This window comes from Frigoribacterium sp. 2355 (assembly GCF_054060695.1).
Genome location: NZ_JBSSDL010000018.1, coordinates 16,985 through 28,988, shown reverse-complemented (window position 1 = coordinate 28,988; position 12,004 = coordinate 16,985). Strand labels below are relative to the sequence as shown.

The following is a 12,004-nucleotide window of genomic DNA, read 5'->3' as shown; positions in this document are numbered from 1 at the left end:
GGGTTATTATGATGTTCCTGGGGGGGGCCCCCCCCGGGGGGGGGGGGGGCGGCGGGGGGCGCGGGGGGGGGGGGGCGCGGCCCCCCCCCCCCCGGCGTCCCCGCGGAACTCGCGTCAGGCGGGCTCGCCCGGGGCGGCGACCACGAGGTCGAGACCGGCGTCGACCAGGGCCGCCGTGGCCTCGTCGCCCAGGCGGTCGTCGGTCACGATCGTGTCGAGTTCGGCCAGGCGGAGGGCACGGTACTTGCCGAAGCGCCCGTACTTCGAACTGTCCGCGACGAGCACCGAGCGTTCGGCCACCTCGAGCGCGGCCCGCTTGACCTCGACCTTGGCCTCGACCGGCGTGGTGACGCCGTGCGTGAGGTCCCACGAACTCGACGAGATGAAGGCGAGGTCGAGCGACAGCTCGGTGAGCGTCAACCGGGTCAGCCGCCCCAGCGTCGACTGGTTCGCGCTGTCGACCCGGCCCCCGACGACGATGAGGTCGACGTCGGGGTGGTCGAAGAACGACCGGACGGTCGCGAGGTCGTTCGTGACGATCGTCAGGCCGGTGAGGTCGTCGAGGTGCTCGCGCATGGCCTGCACGGTCGTGCCGGCGTCCAGGTAGACGGTCATGTGGTCGCGCACGAGCGCCGCGGCCTCGCGGGCGATGGACCGTTTCTGGGCGACGTCGACGTCCTGCTTGACGTCCCGGCTCGCCTCGACCAGCAGTCGCGGGGTGAGCTTGGCCCCGCCGGGCGTGGCCGTGACGCGACCCTCGTCCTCGAGGGTCGCGACGTCGCGTCGGACCGTCATCTGGCTGACGCCGAGGAGGTCGGTCAGCTGCCGGTAGCTCAGGACGCGCTCGCGCTGCAGGTGCTCGACGATGCTCTCGCGCCGCTGCTCGGGGATGAGGGGGGCTGTGGGGGACACGTCGGCCTTTCTCGCGTCGGTCAGCCTAGTGCGGTGGGACCCGTCCACGGCATGCCCGACGCCGCGGTGATGGCGGCCACCTGGTCGGCGGGGATGAGGCGGCGGTCGGCGCCCTGGGTCAGCAGGGCGATCCGGCAGGCCTCCTCGACCTCGACGGCACCGAGGACGGCCCGGTCGACGTCCTCGCCGCTCACGACGCTGCCGTGGTTCGACAGCAGTGCGGCGCGGAACGGCAGCGGACTGTCGGTGACCAACGACCCCATGGCGGGGTCGCCGGGGGCGACGAAGGGCAGCAGCGGGACCTGGCCGACCCGCATGAGCGAGTACGGCGTCAGCGGGGGCACGGCGCAGTGCTCGGACCAGGGCTCGAGGCAGGACAGGGCGACCGCGGACGGGGAGTGGACGTGCACGACGGCCCGGTGCCCGGGGTTCTTGAGGTAGAGCGCCAGGTGCAGGGCGACCTCCTTCGACGGCTTGGGGCCGGCGAGCACCGTGCCGTCGAGGGCGAGCACCGAGAGGTCGTCGACCGTGAGCGACCCGAGCATGGTGCCCGTGCCGGTCATCAGCAGGTGCTCACCGTCGCGGACGCTGACGTTGCCCGAGCTGCCGGGGCTCAGACCGGCGGCGACGAGGGCGCGGCCGGCGTCGACGAGTCGTTCGGCCGCGGTCTTCGCGGACTTCGTGGTCGTGGCGGTCACGAGAGGGCCTCCCAGGCGGTCGAGAACAGGTCGGCGGCACCGAAGTTGCCGCTCTTCAGGACGAGGGCGACCGGTCGGCCACCGCTCGTCGTCGCGGCGCTCCAGCAGACGCCGGGGCCGAGCGGTGGTCCGATGACCAGGGCGGGTGCCCCGAGCGCCGTGACGACGGCGCCGCTGGTCTCGCCACCGGCGACGACGACCCGCCCCACGGTGCCGTCGGCGACGAGGTCGCGCACCAGGGTCGACAGGACCGCCTCGACCAGGGCCGCCGCGTCGGGGGTGGCGTCGGACGTGGCGCGGTCGGTGGCCGCCACGACGTCGGACGGGTCGCCGACCGAGTAGACGACGGGGACAGCGTCGGCGTCGAGGCCGCGCACCCACGCGGTCAACGCGGCGATCTCGGCCGCGGGGTCGGTCGTGGCGGCCTCGAGGTCGACCTTGCGCGTGGGGTGCGTGGCCGCCGCGTGGGCGATCTGGCCACGGGTGGCGGCGGACGCCGAACCGCAGACCACCAGGCGGCGCCCGGTCACGTGCGCGAACTCGGCGGGCAGGGCGGGGGCGGGTGCGTGGTCGGCACCGACGCCGAGGGCGAGGCCCGCACCGCCGCTGAGGAGGCGGTGGTGTGCCGTCGCGCGGCCGATGGTCACGAGGTCGTCGTCGTCCACCGCGTCGACGACGAGATAGCCGGCCGGCGCGTCGTCGAGGGTCGAACGGAGGGCGTCGGCCCCGGCGCGGACGTCCTGCAGGGGGACCTCGGTGACGGTGGCCCGGGTCTGCGGCGCGAGCAGGTCGCGCAGCCTCGAGCGCGTCATGGGCGTCAACGGGTGGTGACGCATCGGCGAGTCCTCGAGCAGGTCGTCGCCGACGAACAGGCGACCCTCTCGGACGGTCCGGCCGTTGGCGGGGAACGCGGGGACGACGATCACGCGCTCGACCCCGAGCCGGTCGCGGAAGGCGTCGAGGACGGGCCCGATGTTGCCCTCGTCGGTCGAGTCGAAGGTCGAGCAGTACTTCAGGGCGAACCGCTCCGCACCCGCCTCGACCAGCCAGGACAGGGCGGCGGTGGACCGCGCGACGGCCTCGTCGACCGGGGCCGTGCGGGTCTTCAGGGCCACCACGACCGCGTCGACGCCGGCGTACGTCGCCGGCTCGACGGCGGCGGGGTCGACGACGACGACCGTCTCGAGGCCGCGGCGGCGGAAGCCCGAGGCGAGATCGGTGGCTCCGGTGAAGTCGTCGGCGACGGCACCTATCAACATGCGGGACCTCTCGGTGGCGGGCGGGCTCACGACGCCTCGGTCTGTGCGGGTGGGCGAGGACAGTCTATGTGACTATTTGGTGCGATGTTTGACAATTTGATAAGTCTCGCTACAGTTGCCATGCTCGCCCGGGCCGCTCCTGGCCTCTTGAACGAACGGGAACAACGGTGATCCTCCACTCGACGACGTCTCGCGCGACTCCGGTCCGCGTCCTCCTCACCGGCGCGAACGGTGGCTACGGCCGCACGCTGCTCGACCAGCTGCGCCGCCTGCCCGACCTGACGGCCACGCAGCTCGTCGACCCCGACGTCGACGGGGTGACGGCCATGCTCCACGAGCTCGGGGTGCCCGCCTCGTCCGTCGCGACGCCGTCGACGGCGGCGGCGACCGCCGAGGCGGTCTCGGCCGGCTCGATCGCCGTGATCGCCGAGGCCTCGGCCGTCGACTGGGACGGTGTCGACGTCCTCGTCGAGGCCACCGGTCGCATCGAGGCCGGGCACGGCTACGCGGACACCGCGCTCGACCGCGGGGTGCACGTCGTCATGGTCAGCAAGGAGGTCGAGTCCGTCGCCGGCGTGGCGCTGAGCGCCAAGGCTCGTGCGGCCGGTCTGCGGTACCTGCCCGGCGACGGCGACCAGCCCGCGAACCTGTTGCGTCTCGTGGCGTGGGTGCTCGAGTGCGGCTTCGACGTCGTGGCCCTCGGCAAGTCGGGCGAGTACGACCTCGCGTTCGACCCGGCCACGGGCGTCGTCGACCAGGCCGGCACGACCGTGCACGCCCCCTCCCTGGCATCGCTGCTCGACCTGGGCGACGACCCCCTGGCGACGGTCGAGGCGCGTGCCGCGGCGGTCGCCGGCCTCAAGCGGGCGGCGGCCGCCGACTCCTGCGAGATGAACGTCGTCTCGCTCTACACCGGCGCCCGCGCCGACGTGGAGGCCCTGCACTACCCCGTCGCCCGCCCGGACGAGCTCGCCGACCTGTACACGGCACGCGAGGACGGCGGTCTGCTCGGCCGCAGCGGCGTCGTCGACGTCTTCTCGATGCTCCGCCTGCCGGGTGAGGCCAGCTTCGCCGGCGGCGTGTTCGTGATCGTCCGCACCGGCGACCCCGTCACCTGGGAGACGCTGCGCGGCAAGGGGCACGTCGTCAGCCGCGACGGCCGTCACGCCTGCATCTACTGGCCGTACCACTTCATGGGCGTCGAGACCCCGCTGAGCATCGTCGCCGCCGTCGACGGGACGTCACGCCTGCCCGAGCCCCGTCAGCACACGGTCCTCGCGGCCCGTGCCGGCGAGGCCCTGTCGGCCGGCACCGCCTTCCGCGTCGAAGGCCACCACCACGAGATCGCCGGTGTCGCCCCCGTCATCGTCGACCCCGACGACGACGGCATCGCGCCCTACTACCTGCTCGGCGGCGCGCGGCTCGTGGCCGACGTGGCCCCCGGCGACCTGGTGCGACTGGACGACCTCGCCGACGTGCCCGAGGCGGCGCTGGCGGCCTACCGGGCCGGGCTCGCGCTGGGTCGCTGACCCGCGCCTCCTCGACCTTTCCCCTTCCCCCTCCCGACCCGCGACACCCCGAACCAGGAGATCGACGACGATGCCCTACACCCCCGACCCGACCGAACCCACCCCGGCGGCGACCTCGTGAGCGTCGAGCTCGTCGCGCTGATCGTCCTCGTGGCCGTCTTCGCCCTCTCGGCGATCCGCAACGTGCACATGGGAGCCCTGGCGCTCGTCGCGGCCCTCCTCGTCGGCGTGCTCGTCGTGGGCGAGAGCCTGGACGACGTCCTCGGCGGGTTCCCGGTCGACGCCCTGTTGATCCTGCTCGGCATCACCTACCTGTTCGGCATCGCCCGCGAGACCGGGGTGGTCGACTGGCTGGTCGACCGCTCGGTCGGGTTGATCGGCGACCGCGTGGCGCTGATCCCGTGGGCGATGTTCGTCATCGGCACGCTGGTCGCCTGCCTCGGCACGTCGCACGCGGCGTTCACGATCGTGCCGATCGCGATGAGCCTGGCGCACAAGCACAAGATCCACTCGACGATGATGGGCATCGTCATGAGCTCGGCCATCGTCGGCGGCGCCCTCGCCCCGACCAGCATCAACGGCATCACGGTCATGACGGTGGCGCGGGCCTCGGGCATCCCCTACAACCCGGGTCTCATGTTCGGCCTCTCGGTGGGCGTCAACACGCTCGTCGTGCTGGTCGCGTTCTTCCTGTTCGGCGGTCGCGAGCTGATCGCCCGGACCCGGGCGGCGGGCGCGGCCCGGGCCACGACGGCAGGCGGCGGGACCGGCGGCACGAGCGGTGCCGGGCGCGGTGCCGGTGCAGGTACGGGGCGCGGTGCGGGCGGCACCGCCGTGCTGACGGAGCCGGCCACGGCCACCCGGCTGGGCGCCTACCAGGTCGTCGTGCTCGTGAGCATCCCCGTGCTGATCGTCGGCTTCTTCACGATCACGCTGCTCGACGTCGACCTGAACCTCGGTGCCGTGGCGCTGACGCTCGCCGTATTCCTCGCCTTCGTGAAGCCCGACGTGGGCCGGGCGTCGCTGGCGCGAGTCGACTGGAACACCATCCTGCTGCTCGGCGGGATCATCACCTACGTCGGCGTGCTGACGCGGCTCGGTGCCATCGACCAGCTCGGCGAGGTCGCCCGGTCGGTCTCGTCGCCGCTGCTCGCCGCGTTCGTCATCTGCGTGATCGCCGGACTCGTGTCGGCCTTCGCGTCGACCATCGGCATCCTGGGTGCGCTCATCCCGCTCGCCGTCCCCCTGCTCGTGCCGGGCGGCGGACTCGAGATGACCGGCTTCATCTACGCCCTGGCGATCTCCGCCTCGCTCGTCGACTGCGCCCCGTTCGGCACGACCGGCGCGACCATCGTCGCCTCGGGCGTGGAAGAGGACCGTCCGCGCCTCTACCGGCACCTGACCCGCTGGGGCCTCTCGATGGTGGTCATCGGGCCGGTCGTCACGTTGCTGGTGTTCGTGGTGCCGTTCCTCTGGGCCTGACCGGTCGGGCCTGATCGGCCGGGCCAGACGGCCCCGGGGACGCAGGAGGCGCGGGTCGCGTGACCCGCGCCTCCTGCGTTCCCGTTCTCTCACGACGTCGCCCAAACGGGGGAGGCGGGCCGCTCCGAAGACATGCCCGGGCGCCTCCTGGGGTGCCCCGTGTCCGATCGACCCTGTCGCGGCACGCCGTCGGCGGCCCGAACCGTCGGCACGGTCGGGAGCCCGAACTCCCGGCACGGACTCTGGTGTCAAGGGCGACACCGGGGTCTGCGGGGGGCGTCAGGCGAAGGCCAGGCGCAGCCGGTCCACGACGATCGGGTCGACATCCGCGACCCGGCAGATGAGCGGATCGCGCTCGATGAGGCTGAGGGCGGCACGGATGCGGCGACGCTCGGTCTCGGTGACGTCCGTCGCCACTCGATCCCGGCGGGAGACGAGCGACCCGAGGGTGGCGATGTCGACGAGGTGTCGCGTGTGGTCGTCTCCCGGGATCTCGACGGCCGCGGCCTTGGCGAGGAGCGCGCCCTGCAGGGTCGGCCGCAGGACGACACCGTCGCGGCCGTTCACCCGGACCTCGACGACGCGCGCTCGGTCGACGGCGCCCTGGGCACCGGGTGCGGCCAGGGTCGTCCCGCCGGTGATCCCGCGACGGGACGACGCGCGCTCGCCGAGGAAGCGGGGGATGAGGACGTCGATCTGGGCCTCGCCCCGGACCCAGCGGTGCTGATGGCCCTCGAAGCTCTGGCCGTCCGCGACGTATCCGCAGTCGCGCAGGACCGTCGTGAAGCGCAGCAGCATCGTCGGATGTGCCCTCACGTCGAGCACGGTGTCGGCGTCGTTCGTGGGTCGGGCCGACGTCGACCCGCGCTCCCAGCAATGTGACTGGACCATCTGGCCGCCGACGACGGCCCAGCCGGCCGGCAGGCGCTCGTGCACGTCGAAGAGGGCGTGCCAGGCGTCGGCCTGGGCGGCTCGAAGCGTGGGCGCGACGATCATCGCGAGCCCTCGCGGATCAACCTGTCGGCGGCGGCCCGTTCTCGTGGTCCGGCACTCGTCGCCAGGTCCGCGATGAGGGTTCCGAGTGGCAGCGGGCGCGGTGCGGCGCCGTCGTGGACCCTCAGGGCGGCGTTCGGTCGGCGGGACGGGACGAGCAGGTACTCGTGGACCACGTCGTCGAGATCGGCGGCGGACACGTGTGCCTCGAGCCTGCCGCCGTCGCTCATGCCCGAGCGTTCGTCGCTGCTGCCCCCGGGGGTGAGCCGGGTGTCCAGTCGGAGATCGGGGAGGTCGGCCGCCGGTGCCTCGAACCCCCGGGCCGTGGGGTGGGCGGTCCGTAGCCAGAGGGCGAGGCGGTCGGACGGCGTCGTGCCCTGCCGGAGTTCGTCGACCCGGGCGAGCGTCCGGCCCCGCTCGCTGGGCGACAATCCGACGGCCCAGTCGGGGTCACCGGTCAGCCGAGCCACCAGGGCGTCGGCCGACCGGTGCGAGAGCGGTCGGCCGGGCTGCCGTCGATGCGGAACGGCGTCGTCGATCAGCCATCGTCCGCCGACCCATCGGGCGTCGAGCAGTCCGGCCGCTGCGGCCGCCTGGGCGCGACGGGTCGAGATGTCGTGACGTCTCGCATATTCGGACGCGCTCAGTTCGGCCATGGTGTGCACAACCGTACGCGAACGCGAATGATTGTGGAAGAGCAGGAGCAGGTCGCGCTCACCCGCGCGGCGGCCCCGTCGTCCCGCGCACCACGAGCCGCGTCGGCAGCTGCACCTCGGGCGCGGCCGGTTCGCCGCCCTCGAGCATCGTGAAGAGCATGCCCGCCGCCGCGCTGCCGAGCCGCTGCATCGGCTGCTGCACGGTGGTCAGAGGAGGCGACTCGCGGGAGGCCTCGGGGATGTCGTCGAACCCGACGATGCTGAGGTCGTCGGGCACCCGCAGGCCGAGGTCGAGCGCGGTGCGCAGCAAGGCGATGGCCGAGAGGTCGTTGGCGGCGAAGACGGCCGTCGGCCGGTCGGGGCTCGTCAGCAGCGAGCGGGCCGCCTGGCGTGAGGCCGTCAGCTCGAAGTCGCCGTTGCGGGTCAGCGCCGGGTCGCGGGTGATGCCGGCCGCCCGGAGCGCCTGCACGTAGCCCGCCTCGCGCAACGACGCCGAGCGCAGGTCGGGGCGTCCGGCCAGGAAGCCGATGCGACGGTGCCCCAGGCCGAGCAGGTGCTCGACGGCGAGCAGCGCCCCGCCCCGGCTGTCGCCCTCGACCGACGGCAGGTCGGTGCGCCCGGTGTGCGGGTCGACGGCCACCACGGGGATGCTCGCGGCGGTGGTCAGCACCGAGGGCGTGACGAGGATCGCGCCGTCGATCAGCGTGCCGCTCAACCGGCTGAGCGAGCGACGCTCCCACCCGGTGTTCTCGCCGCGGTGCGCCCCGCTGTAGGCCAGCAGGTCGTACTCGGCGCCCCGCGACCGGACGGCCGCCCCGACCCCCTTGAGCACCTCCGAGCTGAACGGCTCGAAGTCGGCCACGAGCACGCCGATCACCCCGGTGCGGCGGGCCCGCATGCTGCTGGCCACCAGGCTCGACTCGTAGCCGAGCTCGTCGACCGCCGCCATCACGCGCTCGATCGCCTGGGCCGAGACGCCGTAGCGGCCGTTGACCGCCTTGGACACCGTCGCGACCGACACCCCGGCAGCCCGTGCCACGTCGTGGATCGTCACCCGTGCCGTCATCACGTCGGCAGCCTAGCCCGACGGAAATGGTTTTCGAAAACGTTTGACACCGTCCCCGACGTTTTCGACACTGAGGCCATGCCGCGCATCGGAGCACGGCACGCTCGGCCGACCACGGCCGCTCAACGAAGAGGAAAAGGTGGAACCATGACCACATCTCGACGGCTCCTGGCCGGGTCTGCGGCCCTGCTGATCGGAGCGGGACTGCTGACCGGCTGCAGCACCGGGGGCGGAAGCGGGTCCGACGACGGCACGCTCACCCTGTGGCAGAACTCGACGACCGGCCCCGGCCAGGACTTCTGGACGGCCACCGCGGCCGACTTCGAGAAGGCCAACCCGGACGTGAAGATCGACGTCCAGACCGTGCAGAACGAGGACTTCGACAGCAAGCTGCAGACCGCCCTCAACTCGGGCGACGCCCCGGACGTGTTCCTGCAGCGCGGCGGCGGCAAGCTCCAGGCCATGGTCTCGGCCGGACAGGTCAAGGACCTCACCGACGTCATCTCGGACGACGCGAAGCAGGACATCAGCGAGGGGACCTTCGGGTCGGGCTCGGTCGACGGCAAGGTGTACTCGATGCCCGTCGCCGTGCTCCCCGGTGGCTTCTGGTACAGCCAGGACCTCTTCGACGCCGCCGGCATCACCGAGGCCCCGAAGACGATGGACGAGCTCGACCAGGCCGTCACCGCCCTGAAGGGCTCGGGCGTCTCGCCCGTCGCCCTCGGTGGCAAGGACGCCTGGCCCGCCGCCCACTGGTACTTCTTCTTCGCGCTGCGCTCGTGCAGCTCGGACGTCCTCGAGAAGGCCGCGACCGACCGTGACTTCAGCGACGACTGCTGGGTCAAGGCGGCCGAGGACCTCGCCGACTTCCGCGACACCGAGCCGTTCAACGACGGGTTCCTCACCACGGCGGCCCAGCAGGGCGCCGGCAGCTCGGCCGGCCTGATCGCCAACCACCAGGCGGGCATGGAGCTCATGGGTGCCTGGAACCCCGGCGTCATCGCCTCGCTCACGCCCGACCAGCAGCCGCTGTCCGACCTGGGCTGGTTCCCCTTCCCCGCCGTCGACGGCGGCGACGGCGAGACCGGCGCCATCATGGGCGGGGTCGACGGGTACTCGTGCTCGGCCGGTGCGCCCGACTCGTGCGTCGACTTCCTGAACTACCTGGCGACCCCCGACGTGCAGACGGCCTACTACAAGGCCTTCAACGCGCCTCCCGTCAACACGGTCGCCCAGGAGGCCGTCACCGAGCCCTACCTGCAGGACGTGCTCAGCGCCTACAACGACGCCCCCTTCGTCTCGCAGTGGCTCGACACCGTCTACGGCCTGAACGTCGGCAACGCGATGAACGTCGCCGTGGTCGACCTGCTCTCGGGTGACGGCACGCCGCAGCAGTTCGTCGACGCCGTCGACGCCGCCGCCAAGAAGGCGTAGAGGTCGGATCGTGAGTCTCCGCGAACCCTCCGTGCGGCCCGCCGCACCCTCGCGGCCTCACGCCACCGCCGGGGGCGAGGCACTCGCCTCGCCCCCGGTGGCCTCCCGGGCCGTGTCCCGGAAGGGGCGTGGCGCCCGCGGCCTCGAGATCGCCCTGCTGGTCGGTCCCGCCCTCGTCGTGTTCCTGGCGTTCGTGGTCTTCCCGATCGTGATGGCCGCCTACTACGGCTTCTTCAGCTGGTCGGGCTTCGGCCCGCCGACCGACTTCGTCGGGTTCCGCAACTACGTCACGATCTTCCAGGACCCGACGTTCCTCGACGCGTTGCGGCACAACGCCACGATCGTCGTGCTCTCGCTCGTGCTGCAGGGCCCGGTGGCCATCGGGCTCGCGTTGCTGCTCAACCGCAAGCTGCGCGGTCAGTCGCTCATCCGCGTGCTGATCTTCGTGCCCTACGTCATCAGCGAGGTCGTCGTCGGCACGGGCTGGAGCCTCATGCTCCAGGGCAGCGGCGCCGTCAACGACCTGCTCACCAAGGTCGGCCTCGGCTCGTTCGCGACCGACTGGCTCGCCGACCCGAGCATCGCGATCTGGACCCTGCTCGTCATCATCACCTGGAAGTACGTCGGCTTCGCCGTCATCCTCTTCCTGGCCGGGCTGCAGGGCGTGCCCGAGGAGCTCAGCGAGGCCGCGGCGATCGACGGCGCGAGCTGGTGGCAGATCCAGCGCCGCATCACGCTGCCGCTGCTCGGACCGACCCTGCGCATCTGGGCGTTCCTGTCGATCATCGGCTCGCTGCAGCTGTTCGACCTCGTCTACATCATCTGGGGTCAGTACATCGCGGCCACCGCCGGCACGTCGACCATGGCGACCTACATGGTGGCCAACGGCCGCACCTCGGGCAGTTACGGCTACGGCAACGCCGTCGCGGTCGTGCTGTTCCTCATCTCGCTCGTCGTCGCCCTCGTCTACCAGCGCTTCGTGCTGCGACGCGACACGGCCGGGGCCGTCACGACCTCCGCCACCACCGCAGGAGAAGAACGATGACCGCCAGCACCCTGCCCGCCCGCCCCCGCGGCGGCACCCCCGCGCCCGCGGCGCCCCGGCCGTCGACCCGCAGGAGGCGCGGCATCGCCGACCCCGGCCGCGGCGTCGCGTACGTGGTCGCGGTGGTCGTCATCGTGGCGATGCTCGCGCCCGTCGCGTTCATCGTGATCGGCGGGTTCCGCACCAACGCGCAGATCACGACGGACCCGTCCGGGTTCCCGAGCCCGTGGCAGGTCGGCAACTACCTCGACGTCCTGACCGGCGGCACGTTCTGGCGACAGGTCGGCAACTCGCTGATCTCGGCCGGCGCGACCACGATCGGCACGGTGGCGCTCGGCCTGGCCGCCAGCTACGTCCTGGCGCGGTACCGGTTCGCCGGTCGCGGGGTGCTCTACGCGCTCTTCGCGGCGGGCCTGATGTTCCCGATGACCGTCGCGATCACGCCGCTGTACCTCGTGATCCGCGACCTGGGCCTGACGAACTCGCTGGCCGGCGTCATCCTGCCGCAGATCGCCTTCGCCCTGCCGACGACGATCATCATCCTCGTGCCGTTCCTCCGCGCGATCCCCGACGAGATCGAGGAGGCCGCGTTCATCGACGGCTGCAGCCGCCTCGGCTTCTTCTTCCGGATGGTCGTCCGGCTGTCGTTGCCCGGCGTGATCACGGTGGGCATCCTCGCCTTCATCGGCGCCTGGAACTCGTACCTGCTGCCGCTGTTCATCCTCAACGACCCGTCGACGTTCACCCTGCCGCTCGGCGTGCAGGCGTTCTCGTCGCAGTACTCGGTCGACACGGCACGGGTGCTCGCCTTCACGGCGCTCTCGATGCTGCCCGCGTTGATCTTCTTCAGCCTCTTCGAACGCCGCATCGTCGGCGGGCTCACCGGGGCGGTCAAGGGATGACCGCCACCGACACCGTCACAGACCAGGA

General features: G+C 72.2%; 11 protein-coding genes. 5 read left to right on the top strand and 6 right to left on the bottom strand.

The genetic code is table 11. From position 1 onward, the window contains the following. Positions 1–114: 114 nt before the first annotated feature. From ACVJ1F_RS14915 to otnK, 3 genes are read right to left on the bottom strand one after another with little or no spacing between them, the layout of a single operon-like run. Positions 115–912: a DeoR/GlpR family DNA-binding transcription regulator gene (locus ACVJ1F_RS14915; RefSeq protein ID WP_456887176.1), complete on the bottom strand. Its 798-nt coding sequence runs from the start codon at positions 910–912 to the stop codon at positions 115–117. Between the two features lie 20 nt (positions 913–932). Continuing rightward, on the bottom strand, positions 933–1,610 hold the full coding sequence (locus ACVJ1F_RS14910; protein WP_173151831.1) for a class II aldolase/adducin family protein: 678 nt from the start codon (positions 1,608–1,610) through the stop codon (positions 933–935). Continuing rightward, the gene (gene otnK, locus ACVJ1F_RS14905; protein WP_456887174.1) at positions 1,607–2,869 is read right to left on the bottom strand and encodes a 3-oxo-tetronate kinase; all 1,263 of its coding nucleotides are present in this window, start codon (positions 2,867–2,869) and stop codon (positions 1,607–1,609) included. The genes ACVJ1F_RS14910 and otnK overlap by 4 nt, the downstream gene beginning before the upstream one ends. Before the next feature lie 167 nt (positions 2,870–3,036). Here otnK and ACVJ1F_RS14900 point away from each other — a divergent pair, with 167 nt between their 5' ends. Together ACVJ1F_RS14900 and ACVJ1F_RS14895 are read left to right on the top strand one after the other, a co-directional pair. Next, positions 3,037–4,398 (top strand): homoserine dehydrogenase, encoded by a 1,362-nt coding sequence (locus ACVJ1F_RS14900; protein WP_456887172.1) that lies wholly within the window; start codon positions 3,037–3,039, stop codon positions 4,396–4,398. Positions 4,399–4,515: 117 nt separating this feature from the next. Next, positions 4,516–5,880 carry an SLC13 family permease gene (locus tag ACVJ1F_RS14895; RefSeq protein ID WP_456887170.1) on the top strand — a complete coding sequence of 455 codons (1,365 nt, stop codon included), beginning with the start codon at positions 4,516–4,518 and terminating at the stop codon, positions 5,878–5,880. A 279-nt stretch (positions 5,881–6,159) separates the two neighbouring features. Here ACVJ1F_RS14895 and ACVJ1F_RS14890 read toward each other — a convergent pair whose 3' ends face one another. From ACVJ1F_RS14890 to ACVJ1F_RS14880, 3 genes are read right to left on the bottom strand one after another with little or no spacing between them, the layout of a single operon-like run. Further along, positions 6,160–6,876 carry a hypothetical protein gene (locus ACVJ1F_RS14890; RefSeq protein ID WP_456887168.1) on the bottom strand — a complete coding sequence of 239 codons (717 nt, stop codon included), beginning with the start codon at positions 6,874–6,876 and terminating at the stop codon, positions 6,160–6,162. Further along, complete coding sequence (locus ACVJ1F_RS14885; RefSeq protein WP_456887166.1) at positions 6,873–7,529, bottom strand: hypothetical protein; 657 nt, start codon at positions 7,527–7,529, stop codon at positions 6,873–6,875. The genes ACVJ1F_RS14890 and ACVJ1F_RS14885 overlap by 4 nt, the downstream gene beginning before the upstream one ends. 58 nt (positions 7,530–7,587) lie before the next feature. After that, the gene (locus tag ACVJ1F_RS14880) at positions 7,588–8,595 is read right to left on the bottom strand and encodes a LacI family DNA-binding transcriptional regulator (protein WP_123571912.1); all 1,008 of its coding nucleotides are present in this window, start codon (positions 8,593–8,595) and stop codon (positions 7,588–7,590) included. Positions 8,596–8,742: 147 nt separating this feature from the next. On the opposite strand from ACVJ1F_RS14880, the gene ACVJ1F_RS14875 reads away from it, so the two are divergent. From ACVJ1F_RS14875 to ACVJ1F_RS14865, 3 genes are read left to right on the top strand one after another with little or no spacing between them, the layout of a single operon-like run. Then, a complete protein-coding gene (locus ACVJ1F_RS14875) occupies positions 8,743–10,029 on the top strand; it encodes an ABC transporter substrate-binding protein (protein WP_402752125.1) in 1,287 nt (428 codons plus the stop codon). A 10-nt stretch (positions 10,030–10,039) separates the two neighbouring features. Further along, entirely contained in the window at positions 10,040–11,074 is a 1,035-nt protein-coding gene (locus ACVJ1F_RS14870; protein WP_371740385.1) for a carbohydrate ABC transporter permease, read from the top strand. After that, positions 11,071–11,976 carry a carbohydrate ABC transporter permease gene (locus tag ACVJ1F_RS14865; protein WP_056047129.1) on the top strand — a complete coding sequence of 302 codons (906 nt, stop codon included), beginning with the start codon at positions 11,071–11,073 and terminating at the stop codon, positions 11,974–11,976. The genes ACVJ1F_RS14870 and ACVJ1F_RS14865 overlap by 4 nt, the downstream gene beginning before the upstream one ends. Positions 11,977–12,004 lie beyond the last annotated feature (28 nt).